Source organism: Pseudomonas kairouanensis (assembly GCF_004682055.1).
Classification (GTDB): Bacteria; Pseudomonadota; Gammaproteobacteria; order Pseudomonadales; family Pseudomonadaceae; genus Aquipseudomonas; species Aquipseudomonas kairouanensis.
Window position 1 is genome coordinate 35,313 of record NZ_QUZU01000022.1, and the last position, 14,387, is coordinate 49,699.

The 14,387-nt window shown below is 62.7% G+C and carries 12 protein-coding genes; 10 read left to right on the top strand and 2 right to left on the bottom strand.

Features of this window, described 5'->3' with window-relative positions:
- Window positions 1–227: 227 nt before the first annotated feature.
- Complete coding sequence (locus DYL59_RS17790; protein ID WP_135290325.1) at window positions 228–1,310, top strand: LLM class flavin-dependent oxidoreductase; 1,083 nt, start codon at window positions 228–230, stop codon at window positions 1,308–1,310.
- A 90-nt stretch (window positions 1,311–1,400) separates the two neighbouring features.
- Here DYL59_RS17790 and DYL59_RS17795 read toward each other — a convergent pair whose 3' ends face one another.
- Window positions 1,401–2,195, bottom strand: a complete 795-nt coding sequence (locus tag DYL59_RS17795) for a class II aldolase/adducin family protein (RefSeq protein WP_135290326.1) — start codon at window positions 2,193–2,195, stop codon at window positions 1,401–1,403.
- A gap of 233 nt (window positions 2,196–2,428) precedes the next feature.
- Window positions 2,429–3,334 carry a LysR family transcriptional regulator gene (locus tag DYL59_RS17800; RefSeq protein WP_135290327.1) on the bottom strand — a complete coding sequence of 302 codons (906 nt, stop codon included), beginning with the start codon at window positions 3,332–3,334 and terminating at the stop codon, window positions 2,429–2,431.
- Between the two features lie 213 nt (window positions 3,335–3,547).
- Between DYL59_RS17800 and DYL59_RS17805 the strand changes: the two genes are divergently transcribed.
- The 9 genes from DYL59_RS17805 (at window position 3,548) to DYL59_RS17845 (ending at window position 14,385) form a co-directional block, all read left to right on the top strand.
- On the top strand, window positions 3,548–4,159 hold the full coding sequence (locus DYL59_RS17805; RefSeq protein WP_135290328.1) for a cysteine dioxygenase family protein: 612 nt from the start codon (window positions 3,548–3,550) through the stop codon (window positions 4,157–4,159).
- Window positions 4,156–5,739: a rhodanese-related sulfurtransferase gene (locus DYL59_RS17810; protein WP_135290329.1), complete on the top strand. Its 1,584-nt coding sequence runs from the start codon at window positions 4,156–4,158 to the stop codon at window positions 5,737–5,739. Before DYL59_RS17805 ends, DYL59_RS17810 begins: the two co-directional genes overlap by 4 nt.
- Before the next feature lie 95 nt (window positions 5,740–5,834).
- Entirely contained in the window at window positions 5,835–6,665 is an 831-nt protein-coding gene (locus DYL59_RS17815) for a TauD/TfdA dioxygenase family protein (RefSeq protein WP_135290330.1), read from the top strand.
- 195 nt (window positions 6,666–6,860) lie between these two features.
- Window positions 6,861–9,314 (top strand): TonB-dependent receptor plug domain-containing protein, encoded by a 2,454-nt coding sequence (locus DYL59_RS17820; RefSeq protein WP_135290331.1) that lies wholly within the window; start codon window positions 6,861–6,863, stop codon window positions 9,312–9,314.
- A gap of 10 nt (window positions 9,315–9,324) precedes the next feature.
- Window positions 9,325–10,854 carry an FAD-dependent oxidoreductase gene (locus tag DYL59_RS17825; RefSeq protein ID WP_135290332.1) on the top strand — a complete coding sequence of 510 codons (1,530 nt, stop codon included), beginning with the start codon at window positions 9,325–9,327 and terminating at the stop codon, window positions 10,852–10,854.
- Window positions 10,851–11,216 (top strand): 4Fe-4S dicluster domain-containing protein, encoded by a 366-nt coding sequence (locus DYL59_RS17830; RefSeq protein ID WP_135290333.1) that lies wholly within the window; start codon window positions 10,851–10,853, stop codon window positions 11,214–11,216. Before DYL59_RS17825 ends, DYL59_RS17830 begins: the two co-directional genes overlap by 4 nt.
- A gap of 156 nt (window positions 11,217–11,372) precedes the next feature.
- Window positions 11,373–12,347 carry an ABC transporter substrate-binding protein gene (locus tag DYL59_RS17835; RefSeq protein WP_135290334.1) on the top strand — a complete coding sequence of 325 codons (975 nt, stop codon included), beginning with the start codon at window positions 11,373–11,375 and terminating at the stop codon, window positions 12,345–12,347.
- 11 nt (window positions 12,348–12,358) lie between these two features.
- Window positions 12,359–13,705: an LLM class flavin-dependent oxidoreductase gene (locus DYL59_RS17840; protein WP_135290335.1), complete on the top strand. Its 1,347-nt coding sequence runs from the start codon at window positions 12,359–12,361 to the stop codon at window positions 13,703–13,705.
- Window positions 13,702–14,385: a peroxiredoxin-like family protein gene (locus tag DYL59_RS17845; RefSeq protein ID WP_135290336.1), complete on the top strand. Its 684-nt coding sequence runs from the start codon at window positions 13,702–13,704 to the stop codon at window positions 14,383–14,385. Before DYL59_RS17840 ends, DYL59_RS17845 begins: the two co-directional genes overlap by 4 nt.
- Window positions 14,386–14,387 lie beyond the last annotated feature (2 nt).

Sequence of the window (14,387 nt, forward strand, 5' to 3'; positions counted from 1 at the left end):
CCATGCTAATCGCATAAAAAATGGCTGTGAAAGTCTTTTAAGGAATAAACTAATACGTGCAAAATGCAAATTACTGATACATCAAACAATTAATGATTCAACATTTTAATAATTAGGATAGAACCAAACGGCATTTTACAGGCCCGCCCCCTGCCCCTACTTTGGACGCGAATAACCGACCCCCTGCCCGGAGGAGGTGCCCATCCCGTACCAGACAAGGACAGACCATGAGCATTGAATTCATCGGCTACATCGGCGGCCACCACGCGTCCGAGATCCACCCGCGCAGCGGCCCTACCCTGCAACCGGACTATGTGGAAACCGTGGCCCGCGCCCACGAAGAGGCCGGTTTCGACCGTGCGCTGGTGGCCTTTCACTCCAACAGCCCGGACAGCACGCTGATCGCCTCCCATGCCGCCAGCGTCACCAAGAAGCTGCAATTCTTGATCGCCCACCGCCCAGGGTTTGCCCAGCCCACTTTGGCAGCTCGTCAGTTCACCACCCTGGATGTATTCAACGGCGGCCGCACGGCGGTGCACATCATCACCGGCGGCGACGACCGCGAACTGCGCGCCGACGGCAGCCATATCGGCAAGGACGAGCGCTACGCCCGCACCGACGAATACCTGAGCGTGGTGCGCCAGGAATGGACCAGCGAGCAGCCGTTCGATTTTGAGGGCACCTACTACCAGGTCGAAGGCGCGCACTCCACGGTGAAATCGCCGCAGCAGCCGCATATTCCGCTGTACTTCGGCGGCTCCTCACCGGCCGCGATTGCAGTGGCCGGCAAGCACGCCGATGTCTACGCACTGTGGGGCGAGACCTACGAACAAGTGCGTGAAATCGTCACCCAGGTGCGCGCCGAAGCCGCCAAGCATGGGCGCACGATTCGCTTCAGCTTGTCGCTGCGGCCGATCCTCGCCGAGACCGAAGAACTGGCGTGGGCGCGGGCGGACAGCATCCTGCAACAGGCCACTGAATTGGCTGAGAAGAATGGCTTTGTGCGGCGCGAACCGCCGAATGAAGGCTCACGCCGGTTGCTGGCGGCAGCGGCGCAAGGGTCACGGTTGGATAAGCGTTTGTGGACTGGGATTGCCGGGTTGCTAGGGGCGCAAGGCAACTCCACGTCACTGGTGGGCACTGCCGAGCAAGTGGCCGAAGCGTTGGTGGATTACTACGACCTGGGGATCACCACGTTCCTGATTCGTGGCTTTGATCCGTTGAACGATGCCATCGACTACGGCAAACGGCTGATCCCCCTCACCCGCCAACTGATCGCAGAGCGCGAACAGGCCAAGCAGGTCGCTTAAATCAAGAACACCACAAAACCAAATGTGGGAGGGGCAAGCCCCCTCCCACTTTTGATCTTCCACATTTTTAGATCTTCATTAGACTCAAGGTCAGTTTTTGTAGTCGGTATCGGTGCGCTCCAACTGCCGCACCAGCGCATTCCAATGCCGCGCCACGCCTGGGCCTTCGCCACTGGAATGAGCCTTGGCCTGCTGCTCGACCTTCTCCACCACCTCCTGGGGTGGGAAGATCAATTCCGCATTCCCCGCCGCTTGCGCCGCCACCTGGATATTGCAGGCGCGCTCAAGCTGTTGCAGTTGCTGGAAGGCATGCTCAACGCTCACACCCGCCGTTAACAAACCATGGTTACGCAGGATCATCACGCTCTTGTCGCCCAGGTCCGCCACCAGGCGCTCGCGCTCGTCCAGGTCCAGGGCGATGCCCTCATAGCCGTGGTAGGCCACGCGCCCGGAAAACCCGATGGAGTGTTGGGAGATCGGCAGCAAGCCGTCCTTCTGTGCCGACACCGCGATGCCGTCGCGGGTATGGGTGTGCAGCACGGCTTGCAGGTCGTGGCGCGCGCCGTGGATAGCGCTGTGGATCACATAACCTGCGTAGTTGATACCCAGGCCGGTGGGGTCATCGACGATGGTGCCGTCGAGGTCGACCTTGACTAGGTTGGACGCGCTGATTTCATCGAACAACAGGCCAAAGGCGTTGATCAGGAAGTGCTCCTCCGGGCCCGGCACACGGGCAGAGAAGTGGGTATAGATGTGGTCGGTCCACTTGTAGAGGGCCGCCAGGCGATAGGCGGCGGCCAGCTTGACGCGCACTTCCCATTCTTCTGGAGTAACGCGTTGGCGAACATTGTTGGAAACGCTGGAAATCGAGGTGACGCTGCTCATGGCAAAACTTCCTGGATGGCCTTAAGGTCTTCCAGACAAGCCTAGGGGATGCAAAAAAATAATAAAAAGCACATTTTAATCTAAGCTAATTATTATTTTTTTTCATAACCAGACCTCACACAAAACACTGTAGGAGCGAGCTTGCTCGCGAAAAACCCACAGCCGCCGCGTTCATCCAGAAAGCTCGCGTTATCGTTGGCGTCTTTCGCGAGCAAGCTCGCTCCTACACAAGGTCAGGCAGCGTCGCGAATCTTGTGCAACGAAGCCGCCACCAACTTGCCAAACGCATCCACCGGCCCCTGCAAGTTGCCCAGAAAATGCGGGTAGATCAGCCACAAATCCATCACCGGCTTGAAGTCCTTGAGCGGCATTACCGCCAACTGCTCACGGTGGGCACTGCGCTCCAGCAGCGGGCGTGGCACCAGGCCCAGGCCCAGACCGTCCGCCACCAAGCCCAATTGCAACTCGGTGCCGAAGGTCTCAAGGTTCACTCGCAAGGCCAGCCCCTGGTCGGACAAGGTGCGCTGCAAGCCTGCACGGAAACCGCAGCCATCCGGGTTCAGAATCCAGCCGTTCTGGTACACATCCGCCAGCTTGCATGGCTTCTTCGGCAACTGCGCTTTAGCGCATACCACCACCAACTCCATCTTGCCGATGGACTCGCCAATGATGTTGTCCGGGAAGATCTTGCCCGCCGGGAACAACGCCGCCGCCGCATCCAGCTCGCCGCGCTCGATCTTGCCCACCAGTTGGCTGCCCCAGCCCGTGGCCACTTGCGCACGCAGGTCGGCGTATTCGGTGCGCAAATGCTTGAGCGCATCCAGCAGCACCACATCGCCGATGGTCTGCGGCACACCCAGGCGCAACAGGCCGGTGGGGGGTGCGTCGGTGGCCACCAGTTCACGCAGCGCATCCATCTCGCGCAGGATCAGCCGGCACTGCTCGTACACACGGGTACCGATGAGCGTAGGCTTGAGGGGCTTGGTATTGCGGTCGAACAACTCCACTCCCAGGGCCTGCTCAAAGTTCTGCACGCGACGGGTAATGGCCGGCTGGGTCAGTTGCAACGACTCGGCGGCATGGCTGATGGACTGGCAACGAATCACTTCGACAAAGGCATCGATATCGTCAATTTTCATTTGGGCCGCACATAGAGAACAGTCATTAAGATGTGCGCCAAGCATAGTTGCAGGAACGCGGTCTGGATAGCCCACGCTGTGATCGATAACGTCTAACCCTAGTCGGAGCAGTTCTAAATTACCTTAAGCTATAAGCTAATCATTAAAAAATAGCATATTAACTATAAACATTATGCTTATATAAGCTCAAGAACACCGACCAATGGAATTGCCATGACCCAGGCCAAACACCCCGAAAGACTGCGAGCCTTTATTGGCGCCCTGGCGGAATTGATCGACGGCAATCCACGCGAAGGCGACCTGCTGCACCGTGGCGGCAAGCTACTGGCGCAACTGGTCAGCCACGATGATTGGCTCCCCGACGAATTCGCCCAACCCAACCCCGAGCGCTACCAGCAGTTTTTGCTGCATGCCGATTCGCGCCAGCGCTTCAGTATCGTCAGCTTTGTGTGGGGGCCAGGGCAAAGCACACCCATTCATGACCACCGGGTGTGGGGCCTGATCGGCATGTTGCGCGGAGCCGAATTGTCCCAAGGCTTTGAACGCGCCCCCGACGGTAGCCTGGTGGCCGAAGGCAAGCCGATCCAGCTGGTGCCGGGCCAGGTGGAGGCGGTGTCGCCCAAGGTCGGCGACATTCACCAGGTAAGCAACGTGCACAGCGACCAGGTGTCCATCAGCATCCATGTGTATGGCGCCAATATCGGTGCCGTGCACCGCGCGGTGTACCAGCCGGACGGCAGCGAGAAGCTGTTTATCTCCGGTTACTCCAACGCCTTCCTCCCGAATATCTGGGATTTGTCCAAAGAAAAGAGCCCTGCCCTATGACCACCGTATCCACCCGCAGCTTTGCCCAGATTCGCCAGGCCCTGTTGGACCATGAAGAAGTCGCTTTGGTGGACGTGCGCGAGGAAGCGCCGTTTGCCGAATCCCACCCGCTGTTCGCCGCGAATATCCCGCTGTCCAAACTGGAGTTGGAGGTGTACTCGCGCATCCCGCGCCGCGATACCCAGGTCACCCTCTACGACAACGGCGAAGGCCTGGCTGCCCGTGCGGCCGAACGCCTGGTCGCCCTCGGTTACACTCAGGTCAGCCTGCTCGACGGTGGCCTGGACGGTTGGCGCAAGGCCGGTGGTGAGCTGTTTATCGACGTGAACGTACCGAGCAAGGCGTTTGGCGAACTGGTGGAAAGCGAGCGTCACACGCCGTCCTTGGCCGCAGAGCAAGTACAAGCCCTGCTCGACAGCCAAGCCGACGTGGTGGTGCTCGACGCCCGCCGTTTCGACGAATACCAGACCATGAGCATCCCCACCGGCATCAGCGTGCCCGGTGCCGAACTGGTGCTGCGCGCCCGTGAACTGGCGCCCGACCCGGCCACCCGCATCATCGTCAACTGCGCCGGGCGCACCCGCAGCATTATCGGCACCCAGTCGCTGATCAACGCGGGCGTGGCCAACCCGGTATCGGCCCTGCGCAACGGCACCATCGGCTGGACGTTGGCCGGGCAGAAACTCGCCCATGGCCAGTCGCGCCGTTTTGCGCCGACCTCGGAGGAACATCGCCAGGTGGCCGCAGCCGATGCCCGTCGCGTGGCCGACAAGGCCCGCGTCGGCCGCGCCAGCCTCGCCGATCTGCACGGCTGGCAGCAGGACGCCACGCGCACCACCTACCTGTTCGATGTACGCACCCCCGAAGAATTCGAAGCCGGCCACCTGCCAGGCGCACGCTCCACACCGGGCGGCCAACTGGTGCAGGAAACCGACCACGTCGCCAGCGTGCGCGGTGCACGCCTGGTGCTGGCCGACGACGACGGCGTGCGCGCCAATATGTCCGCGTCCTGGCTGGCCCAGCTGGGTTGGGACGTGCATGTACTCGACGGCCTGGAGCCTGCGCAGTTCAGCGAAAAAGGCGCCTGGGTCGCGCCGGTGCCTGCGCCACCCCAGGCCGAACTGATCAGCCCCCACACCCTGGCCGACTGGCTGGGCCATGGCGACACTGTGGTGCTGGACTTCACTGCCAGCGCCAACTACGTCAAGCGTCATATCCCCGGTGCCTGGTGGGCCTTGCGTGCGCAGTTGCCCGCGGCCCTGGCCAAAGCCCCCGCGGCCCAGCGTTACGTGCTGACCTGCGGCAGCAGCCAACTGGCGCGCCTGGCGGTGGCCGAAGTCGAAGCCATTACCGGCAAACCGGTGTTCCTGCTGCAAGACGGCACCGCCGGCTGGATCAACGCCCAACTGCCGCTGGAAGAAGGTGAAACCCACCTGGCCTCGCCACGCATCGACCGCTACCGCCGCCCGTACGAAGGCACCGACAACCCCAAGGAAGCCATGCAGGCCTACCTGGACTGGGAATTCGGCCTGGTCGACCAGTTGGCCCGCGACGGCACCCACGGTTTCTACGTGATCTGATCACCCCTGACTCACCTGCACCCACACCGGGTGCAGACTCCACATCCGACCCCTCTCCAGGCGGAGGCTGAACCCACACACGAGAGGACACCCGCATGACCCTGCATATCACCCGCCTGGAACCCACCATCGGCGCCGAAATCGCCGGCATCGACCTGCGCCAGCCGCTGACCGCTGCCCTGCGTGACGAACTGCGCCACCTGCTGCTCACGCACAAGGTGCTGTTCTTTCGCGACCAGGCCATCAACACCGAACAGCAAATCGCATTCGCCAAGGAATTCGGCGAACTCTACGTGCACCCCACCACCCAGCAGAACGACCCGACGCTGCCCCAGGCCCACCTGATCGAGGCCCAGGACGAACGCAAGCTCTACGGCCCACGCATCAGCGGCCGTTGGCACACCGACACCAGCTGGCTGCTGCAACCCACCCTCGGCGCTGTGCTGCGCGCGGTGGACTTGCCGGAAGTGGGCGGCGATACCCTGTGGGCCGACGCAGGCGCGGTATACCGGGCGCTGCCGGATGAACTGCGCGCAGAGATCGACACCCTGCATGTGGTGCACGACTTCAAGAAATCCCTGGACAAGGTTGGCTACGACTACCCGATTCTCGCCCACCCGCTGGTGCGCACCCACCCGGAAACCGGTGAAGACGGGCTGTTCATCAACTTCTCCCAAAACCCCTCGGTGATCGGCTGGACACCCCAGCAAAGCAAGCAATTGATCGACCGCCTGCTGCTGGAATTCAACAAGCCCGAGCACCAGGTGCGCTTCAAATGGCGCCCCGGTTCGGTAGCGTTCTGGGACAACCGCTCGACCCTGCACTACCCGGTCTACAACTACGGTGACTACCCACGTCGCATGGAGCGGGTGCTGATTGCCTATGACGATATTCCGCATCGGGTAAGAGCCGCTAACGCCGCCTGACCCACCCTTTTTCAACCCCTCACAGATCCCCCAGTGCATGCGATCCCCTGTGGGAGGGGGCTTGCTCCCGATTGCGGTACATCAGCCAGCCCATCAGTGACTGACACGCCGCCATCGGGAGCAAACCCCCTCCCACACTGACTGCATTCACAGGTGGAGATCTGCGGCGTTCTCTCGTCTTTCGGAAACAGCCCCATGCCTCCATCGCGCTTTCACTACTGCGCAGCAGCGCTGAGCCTGCTCGCCATCCAAACCCCGGCCCAGGCCGAAGACCCCGACAAAACCCTCGGCACCGTGGTGGTCACCGGCAACCGTGGCAACCAGGCGCGCACCATCGCCGACAGCCCCTCGCCCATCGATGTGATCAGCGCCGAACAACTGCAAGCCAGCGGCAAGGTCGGCCTCAAGGAGTTGCTGGCGCGCCTGCTGCCGTCGTTCAACCTGCCGGCCATCAACGGCGGCGGCACCTCGTGGTCGGTGCGTGGGGTGACCATGCGCGGCTTGTCTGGCGACCAGGTGCTGGTGCTGGTCAACGGCAAGCGCCGCCACAACACCGCGCTGATCAACAACCTGGCGCGCATCGGCACGGCGGCGGTGCCGGTCAACCTGGACCTGATCCCGGTGTCGGCCATCGACCATATCGAAGTGCTGCGTGACGGGGCCTCCGCCCAATACGGCTCGGATGCGATCGCCGGGGTGATCAACATCATCCTCAAGGAAAACGACAGCGGCGGCAGTGCCGAAACCTCCTTCGGCCGCTATGGCGCGGGCGATGGCGACACCGTGCACCAAACCGTCAACTACGGCTTGGCGCTGCCCAACGACGGCTTCGCCAACCTGGCGCTGGACGTCAAGGAACAGGAGCCGTTCAACCGCACCGGCAGCGCCACCGGCCGCCTGTATGGCACCGCCGCCAGCCCCGACAGCCGCGACCAGACCGTCAACCGCCACGGCTGGAACCCCAGCTATGGCCTGGGCCGCGAGAAGGTCACCAACGCCAGCTACAACCTCGAATTGCCGTTGCAGGACGACCTCAAGTTCTACTCGTTCTCCACCGCCAGCTACATGGAAACCACCAAGGTCACTGGCAACTATCGCCCCAACGAAATCACCTCCCTGGCCGGCGACCCAAACACGCCCTACCCCGACGGCATCCATGCGCAACGGCGCAACCGCACCAAGGACTTCCAGGTAGCCGGCGGCTTCAAGGGCCTGGTGGGCGGCTGGGACTACGACGTCAGTTCCACCTGGGGCGAGGACGATTCCACCCTCAATGCCAACAACACGCTCAACCCGTCACTGGGCCCCACCAGCCCCACCTCGTTCAACCTGGCCTCGCAGATCTTCGACCAGTGGACCAACAACCTGGACCTGAGTCGCACCTTCGACATTGGCCTCAGCCACCCGCTGCAAACCGCGTTCGGCTTTGAATACCGTTGGGAGAAATACCAGATCGAAGCGGGCGACTATGCGTCCTATACGCCGGGCAACTACGTGCTGCCCAGCGGCCCGTTTGCCGGGCAAACCCCGCTGCCGGGGCTGGCCTCCTATAACGGCACCAGCACGGCGGATGCCGGTGAGATCAGCCGCAGCAACGTCGCCAGCTACCTGGACCTGGGCCTGGACGTGACCGACCGCTGGTACGTCGGCGCCGCCGCCCGCTACGAGCGCTACACCCAAGACATCGGCAGCACCTGGAGCGGCAAACTCTCCACGCGCTTCAAGCTCACGCCGGAGTTCGCCCTGCGCGGCACCATCAACAATGGCTTTCGCGCACCGTCCCTGGCCCAGACCATTTATGCCTCGTCTACCTTCACCTCCGGCGGCGTGGTCAACGGCCAGCAAGTGTCAGTGCCGGTCAAAGTGCTGCCGGTGGACACCGCCGAAGCGCAAGCGCTGGGCGCCGAAAAACTCAAGTCGGAAAAATCCCTCAACTACAGCTTTGGTTTCACTTACGAACCGACGCAGAACTACCGGCTGACCACCGACCTGTACCAGATCGGCATCCGCGACCGCATTGTGTCCACCAGCCTGCTCGGCGGCCCGGCCGTGTCGCAGATCCTGGCCGCCAACGGCCTGTCGCCGGGCCTGTACGCCCAGTACTACACCAACGCCGTGGACACCCGCACCCGTGGCATCGACATCATCAACGAATACCGCCAGCAGTTGGACCAGTACGGCCAAGTGCGCTGGAGCCTGGCCTACAACTGGAACCAGACCAAGATCGAAAAGCTCCAGGACACCCCACCCGCACTGGCCAGCCTGGGCTCCAACTATCAGATCTTCGACCGCCGCCTGCAAAAAGACCTGACCGTCGCCACGCCCCAATCCAAGCTGATCCTGGCGGCCAACTGGAAGGTCAGCGCCTACACCTTGAACCTGGCGCTGACCCGTTTCGGCAGCTACATCGAAGGCGACAACAACCCGGTCAACGACCGCAAGTTCAGCGCCAAATGGATCAGCGACGTGGACGCCGCGTACGACATCAACAAGCACTTCACGGTGGCCCTGGGCGCCAACAACCTGTTCAACGTGTACCCGGACAAAAAGGGCATCAAGGACTGGGCCGGCGGTTATGAATATGGGCAGTTCTCGCCGTTCGGCTTCGGCGGTGCGTATTACTACACGCGCCTGGCGTACAACTTCTGAGGCCCCAGCCATGAGCGAATCGAGCTGCGATGTATTGATCATCGGCGGCGGCCTGGCGGGCACCTGGGCCGCCGCCATCGCCGCAGCCCGGGAGGGCGTGCGTGTGGTCCTGGTAGACAAGGGCTACTGCGGCACCAGTGGCGTCACCGCCACCGCCGGCCCCGGCCATTGGTGGGTGCCACCGGGCGCCCGCGAAGCCGCCATCGACAAACGCCTGGGCACCGCCTACGGCCTGGCCGATGCGCGCTGGATGGCGCGGGCCATCGACACCACCTGGACCAGCCTGCCGGGCTTGAGCGACTACTACGCGTTCGCGCAGAACGAACGGGGCGAGACCCAATACCGAGGCCTGCGCGGCCCCGAATACCTGCGCGGCCTGCGCCGGCGTGTGCTGGACAGCGGCGTGACCATCCTCGATCACCACCCCGCCCTGGAACTGCTGCGCGACGACCATGGCAACGTGGTCGGCGCCCGTGGCTGGCGGCGCCAGGCCGGTGGCGATTGGCTGATCCGCGCGGGTGCAGTGGTGCTGGCCACTGGCGGTTGCGCGTTCCTGTCACGCCTGTTGGGCAACCACACCAACACCGGCGACGGCTACCTGATGGCCGCCGAGGCCGGTGCCGAGTTGTCGGGCATGGAGTTTTCCAACTACTACTGCATTGCCGCACAGGGCAGCAGCATGACGCGTTCGATGGTGTACAGCTTTGGCGAGTATTTCGACGCGGCGGATCGGCCGTTGGATATCAGCGGCGGCCCCAGCTTTACCGAGGACTTGGCCAAGGCCCTGCTCAATGGCCCGGTGTATTGCCGCTTGAACCGGGTGCCGGCCGACATTCGCGCGCAGCTGCCGAGTATCCAGCCCAACCTGATGCTGCCGTTTGACCGGCGCGGGGTGGACCCGTATCGCGAGCGGTTTGCCGTGACCCTGCATCCCGAGGGCACCATTCGTGGCGTGGGGGGATTGCGCTTGATCAACGATGACTGCCAGACCACCGTACCTGGCGTGTTCGCCGCCGGTGATGCCGCCAGCCGCGAGCCGATTGCCGGTGCCACCTCCGGCGGCGGTGCGCAGAACTCGGCGTGGGCCTTGTCCACCGGGCAATGGGCAGGGCGTGGCGCGGCACAATGGGCCCGGCAAAAAACGGCGTACCAGGGCGCCCTGCGCGGCTACGGCGGCACTGCCGGTGGCAGCGTTGAACTGCTGCAACGCATCCAGGCCGAAATGCACCCACTGGACAAAAACCTGTTCCGCAGCGGCGCCCAACTGGAGCGTTCCTTGCGCGAACTCGACACCCTCTGGGACCAAATACGCAACAGCCCCTCCGCCCTCAACCCCCTACGCGCCCGCGAAACCGCCGCCATGGCCGCCACCGCCCGCTGGTGCTACACCGCCGCCGCAACGCGTAAGGAAAGCCGAGGCATGCACCAGCGCAGTGACACGCCGCAACAGAGTGCGCTGTATGACGCGCACTTGCGTGTGTCCGGCGTGGACCAGGTGCAGACGCGTTTTGATCCCATCTACCCAGGCCACCCCCAATGATTGAACTGATCTACTCCGACCTGTGCAACGGCTGCGGCCAATGCGTCGCCGTCTGCCCCACCAACGTGCTGGCCGCCAACGCCCAGGGCACCCCCCTGATCGCCGATCAGCAAGCCTGCCAGACGTGCTTTATGTGCGAGCTGTATTGCACCAGCGACGCGCTCTATGTCGACCCGGACGCCGAACACCTGCGCCACCCCGACCCCGTGGCGGTGCGTGAAGCCGGGCTGCTGGGCCAGTACCGGCGGGATTCGGGCTGGGATGAATGGGCGCAAGATCCCAGGCATCAGAATGAACACTGGCGCATGGATGGGATTTTTGCGTTGGCGCGGGACCTGCATTCAAATGCAATAAGAGAATAATCAATTCAACCATAATGAATTATTTTGATAATTACCATATAACCAAAAAGAACTTCACAGCGAGTTCTTATGGGCATAACGTCAACTCACTCACCGACCCCTTCTCCAGGCGGAGGTAACCGAACCCTTTCTTGATCTGCCTGGAGCCTGTATCCCATGGTCTTTACCACCCCCTTCAAACGCCTGCTCCTGGGCACCGCCCTTGCCCTTGGCCTGATCGGCAGCAGCCATGGCGCCGACCTGCAACCGCTGCGGGTGGCCAATCAAAAATCGACGATCAAGGCACTGCTGGAAGTGTCCGGCGAGGCCAAGAATGTGCCGTATGAAATCCAGTGGTCGGAATTCCCCTCTGCCTCGCCCCTGGGCGAAGCGTTGAACGCCGGTGCCGTGGATATCGGTGCCCTGGGTGACGCACCCTATGTGTTTGCCCTGGGCGCAGGGGCGTCGCTCAAGGTGGTCAGCATCATCCACGCCGAAGGGCGCAACACCACCGCGCTGTTGGTGAACAAGGATTCGCCGATCAAGACCGTGGCGGATCTTAAGGGCAAGAAGATCGTCACCGGCCGTGGCTCCATCGGGCACTACCTGGCGATCAAGGCCTTGGCCACGGCGGGGCTGACCACCAAGGACGTGCAGTTCATTTTCCTGCTGCCGAGCGAGTCGCGCCTGGTGCTGGATAACGGCACCGCCGACGCCTGGGCCACCTGGGACCCGTACACCACCGTGGTCACCTCCCAAAGCCAGGCCCGCGTGTTGATCAGCGGCAACAAGCTGCTGAGCAACCACCTGTACCTGGCCGCCACCAGCCAAGCCATCGCCGACAAGCGTGCGCAATTGGATGACTTTGTGGCGCGCCTGGACCGCGCCTATGCCTGGGCCAACGTGCACCCCAATGAATACGCCGCAGCGCAAGCCAAGATCACCGGCCTGCCGCTGGAAGTGCATGTGGAAGTGGCCAAGGACACGCGCCTGACGCCCGTGGCGATTGACGATTCCGTTATCAGCGGCCTGCAAGCGACCGCCGACATCTACCAACAAGAAGGCTTGGTGACCAAGCACATCGATGTGTCCCAGGGTTTTGATAAGAGCTTTAACGCCAAGCGTGCCCCATTTTCCCAAGCCTCTCGCTAAAGGAGCAGAACATGAGCAAAGCCCGTCAATTGAAACTCGGAGCCATGGTCCACGGAGTCGGTCACGGTTGGGGCGAATGGCGCCACCCGCAGGCCCAGCCGAACGCCAGTACCAACTTTGGTTTCTACAAGCAGCAGACTGAACTGGCCGAAGCCGCCAAATTCGACTTCGTTTTTATCGCCGACAGCCTGCATATCCACGCTAAATCCAGCCCCCACTACCTCAACCGTTTCGAGCCGCTGACCATCCTCTCGGCCCTGGCCGCGATCACCACAAACATCGGCCTGGTGGCCACCGTGACCGTCAGCTACACCGAGCCCTACCAGGTGGCGCGTCAGTTCGCGTCCCTGGACCATATCAGCGGCGGTCGCGCCGGCTGGAACGTCGTCACCTCGTGGCTCAGCGGCACCGCTGACAACTTCGGCAAGGCCGAACACCCGCCCCATGCCGTGCGTTACCGCATCGCCAAGGAGCACGTAAACACCGTCAAGGGCCTGTGGGACTCCTGGGAAGACGACGCCTTTGCCTACAACAAGCAAAGCGGTGAGTTCTTCACCCCGAGCAAGCTGCATGCCCTGAACCACAAGGGCGAGTTTTTCTCGGTCAAAGGCCCGCTGAATATCGCCCGCTCCCGCCAGGGTCAGCCGGTGATTTTCCAGGCGGGCACCTCGGAAGATGGGCGCAATTTTGCCGCGCAGAACTCCGACGCGATCTTTGTGCATGTGGAGAGCATCGAGGAAGGCCTGGCCTATTCCCAAGACCTCAAGCGCCGCGCCAAGGGCTTTGGCCGTGACCCCGAAAGCCTGTCGATCCTGCCGGGCATCCGCCCGATTGTCGGGCGCGACGCAGCCGAAGTGGAAAGCCGCTATCAGCAGGCCGTGGAGCTGGTCACCGTGGAAGACGCCATCGTCGCCCTCGGTCGCCCGTTCAACGACCATGACTTCAGCCAATACCCGCTGGACGAACCCTTCCCGGATCTCGGCGACCTGGGTTCCAACAGCCAAAAAGGCGGCTCCGACCGCATCAAGCAACTGGCCAAGGACGAAGGCCTGACCCTGCGGGAAGTGGCCCTGCGTTTTTCGCGGCCCAAGCGCGACTTTGTCGGCACCCCGGAGCAAGTCGCCGATGCGATCCAGACCTGGTTCGAGCGCGGCGCCAGCGACGGTTTCATCGTCAATTCGGTGTTGCCGGACGGCTTGCAGTACTTCACCGAACTGGTGGTGCCGGTGTTGCAGCAACGCGGCCTGTTCCGTACCGAGTACACCGGCCACACCCTACGCGACAACCTGGGCCTGGACGTGCCGGCCAACCGCTACAGCGTCACCGAGATTGAAGAGAAGCAGGAGGCGCTGGCATGAGCGAATCCCTGAATCGTCAACTGGCGGACCTGCACGCCGAACGCGTGGCCACCTGGGCGCCCGAGTCATTGAAGGTCAATATCGACCAGCGCCAGCGCCTGGTGGATCAAGCCCGGCCGGACGACTACGTGCAAGTGGGTGATGAGTTGGACCCGTTCACCTTGCTCAATGTGGAAGGTGGCGAACTCAACCGCGACCTGCTGCTGGCCGACGGCCCGGCGGTGCTGGTGTTCTTCCGCTTTGCCGGCTGCCCGGCCTGCAACATCGCCCTGCCCTATTACGAACGCCAGCTGTACCCGCGCCTGCGTGAACTGGGGGTGCCGCTGGTGGCCGTAAGCCCGCAAGTGCCTGAACGCCTGGTGGACATCAAGACCCGCCACAACCTGCAACTGCTGGTCGCCAGCGACAAGGACAACAACCTGGGCCGCCGCCTGGGCATCCTCTACAGCTTTGACGAAGCCTCGCGCATCGCGGCGTTGGCCAAGGGCAGCAGTATTGGCGAAACCACAGGCACCGGCACCTGGGAGTTGCCGCAACCGACGGTGGTGGTGATTGCCAAGGATGGGACGGTGGCGTTTGTAGAGGTGAGCCCGGACTGGTTGGTGCGCACGGAGGCTGAGCCGGTGTTGCAGGTGGTGGAGCAGCTGCTGGGCGAGCAGCCCGTGCGCCTGGCCATCTGATA